The organism is Providencia sp. PROV076 (assembly GCF_028483405.1).
Classification (GTDB): domain Bacteria; phylum Pseudomonadota; class Gammaproteobacteria; order Enterobacterales; family Enterobacteriaceae; genus Providencia; species Providencia huaxiensis.
In genome coordinates, this window is the sequence record NZ_JAMPRR010000059.1 from 1 (window position 1) to 2,683 (window position 2,683).

Below are 2,683 nucleotides of genomic sequence, written 5' to 3' on the forward strand. Positions count from 1 at the left end.
GAAAAGTGCGAACTGTGGGAAAATCGCTGGAATGGCACTGTGATAACTGGCGCCGTGTTTCGTGGCTCCGATCTTTCTTGTGGGGAGTTTTCATCGTTTGATTGGTCTTTGGCTGATTTTACTGGTTGTGATTTAACGGGTGGGGCGCTTGGCGAGCTTGATGCAAGGCGAATTAATTTAGATGGAGTGAAGTTGGATGGAGAGCAGGCGCTTCAGCTTGTTGAGAGTTTAGGTGTTATTGTTCACCGATAAAATCTAGGTAAAAAACGCCTAATGCCCCAATGTGGTACTAATCAAAACGGAGCGAAGCGACATCTTCATCTTGTCTTTGCTTTTCTCCATGATCAGTTATTGGGTCATGGTCTCTTAGCTCGTTAATCTGGCTAAGTTTGGTTAGGTTGGGCTTCTTTCGACACTTCGCAATCCAAGAAATCCCTAGTCCGTTGATTGGTGCTCTTATCAGGTACGCACTGTAATCTTTCGATACCGCAGCGTGATTCGGAGGTAGAGCCGGAATTTCGTTTTCCGGTACGTTTTACTACCACAATTTGCCTGTTTATCCTTTCGGAGACCGGGCTAAGTCCGAGTCAATCAAGTGGTGCATTTGGGTTAATGTCGTTGGCTGGTATTTAATGAGAACGTGACAAGCGCCTCTCACGTTGCTAAGATTGGATTGCGACGTCTAATCTGAGCAACGAATGCACAAGATTTAGAGTACCAGAGCCCTGTGATGCTGTCACGGGGCTTTGTTACATCTGGAGCTTGGTAAACCTCATAAATTCAATTCGCAACGCTCGCCGCAAGGCGTGAACTTGTTTCACGTCGAGGAAGCGGAATTTCTCGAAAGCCTTATACTGTCTCCGTTCACACATGATCGGAGGGTGTCTCTATGTCTCAATTATTTCGTTTGGCATCGCCAGAAGATTACGAATACATCGAAGAATTAAATTTATGGGAATTGTCATTTGATAAGCGACCGGTTCAAGGGGTTCGTTGTGAAGATCCGGTGATCGGGGCAGAAAAATATAATCAAGGGCGTGAAAAATTTAAGGCGTTAGCGTCACGGCATAAAAAACACTGGAAACCGAACGGATTGACCTTTTCGGAGTTGATCCGCTGGGCAATAGAATGCGGAACTCCAGAACAATGTCAGCTTGTTTTAGCGTTATACCATTGCACAAACGATGATGATTATCAGGCGATGGGAATTCAGTTAAGCCGAAGTATTGATAATGCAAATGTCAGTCCGATCATCTTTTTCACAGGTAAAAATCAACGGTTATTAGGTGATATTTCGATGCTAAAACAGCTCGAAGAAAAGGTGCGCTGACGTTAGGTTTACCTATTATTTTATGTATTATCCTATCTATTATTCTATCTCTTATTTTATCTATTTCGTCTGTAATAGGTAGAATAATACATAGAATAAGATACAGAATAATAGATAGACACAAGATGACGTTGTGTTATTTCTTACCCATTAATCCACCTGTTATTCTACCTATTACTTTACCCGTTATTGCACCCAATTTAGGTATAACGGGCAGAATAACGGGTGAAATAATGGGTAGAATCATAGTTTTACTAACTTGCACCCCATGATACTTTCAGTATCAATGCCACTCATTTTCTGGACGAAAATGAATGACATAAGGCTCCGCCCTCTGGCTATTTTCTTCGGCTGGACGCCTGCGAAAAAAACCATTCACCCAAGCCCGTCAAACTCACTGCGTTCGTCTGACCACCCCCTTTTTTCGCCCCTGTATTTGGTCGCTCAAAAATGTGGTGGTCAGACGCTTCGCTTGACGGGGGGCTTTGCCCCCAAAACGAAACACGTTCACTGGGGTTCACTTGCCATCGCTGGGGCGTGTCATTTCGTTTCGGCTCCCCCTGTTTTTCCCTTTCTTCGCTGGACGCTCATCAGGATAAAAACAAAAAGCCTACCGCCCTCGTTTTACTCGGTTGGTCAAATCGCTTCTTGCCACAAAACAAGTTTGTGACTTTCAGCGATTTCGCATCGTTTTACTTGTCAGTTTGCACGATGTTAAAAACGCACTCAGAAGCCCGCAAAACCGTTCTAAACTTTCAGCGTAGATTTGGGTGTTTTATAGGGTGATCGTGTCTTAAAATCGTTTCGAGGGGCTTTAATGGGGATGAACGGGAGGTTTTTGCTAACTAACTCGCCCGTTTAACATAAAAGGGATTGTATGAATCAATTTTAGCTAGAGTTTAAGGTTGTTCAAATTAATGTACAATGATTGCACTGTATAAATAACCAGGTGTAGCATGTATGGAAAAGCACTTTATCAATGAAAAGTTTTCACGAGATCAATTTACGGGGAATAGAGTTAAAAATATTGCCTTTTCAAATTGTGATTTTTCAGGGGTTGATTTAACTGATACTGAATTTGTTGATTGTAGTTTTTACGACAGGAATAGCTTGGAAGGGTGTGATTTTAATAGAGCCAAACTAAAAAACGCTAGCTTTAAAAGCTGCGATTTATCAATGAGTAATTTTAAAAACATTAGCGCCTTAGGTCTTGAAATTAGTGAGTGTTTAGCTCAAGGAGCTGATTTTCGAGGGGCTAATTTTATGAATATGATAACTACAAGGTCATGGTTTTGTAGTGCTTATATAACCAAGACAAATCTTAGTTACGCTAATTTTTCTAGAGTCATATTA

At 41.8% G+C, this 2,683-nt stretch carries 3 protein-coding genes; all 3 read left to right on the forward strand.

Going from position 1 to position 2,683, the window contains the following annotated elements; translation table 11 throughout:
• The coding region (locus tag PSF67_RS21810) for a pentapeptide repeat-containing protein (RefSeq protein WP_200959715.1) at positions 1-252 on the forward strand (252 nt) is incomplete at its 5' end.
• Positions 253-889: 637 nt separating this feature from the next.
• Positions 890-1,330: a hypothetical protein gene (locus PSF67_RS21815; protein WP_015063446.1), complete on the forward strand. Its 441-nt coding sequence runs from the start codon at positions 890-892 to the stop codon at positions 1,328-1,330.
• 960 nt (positions 1,331-2,290) lie between these two features.
• Positions 2,291-2,683 (forward strand): pentapeptide repeat-containing protein (locus PSF67_RS21820; protein ID WP_272677605.1); only part of this gene is annotated, 393 nt, incomplete at its 3' end.

What these genes read in the sequence shown, in the direction of transcription:
- PSF67_RS21815 (WP_015063446.1), top strand. Translation starts at nt 890, where the DNA reads ATGTCTCAATTATTTCGTTTGGCATCGCCAGAAGATTACGAATACATC.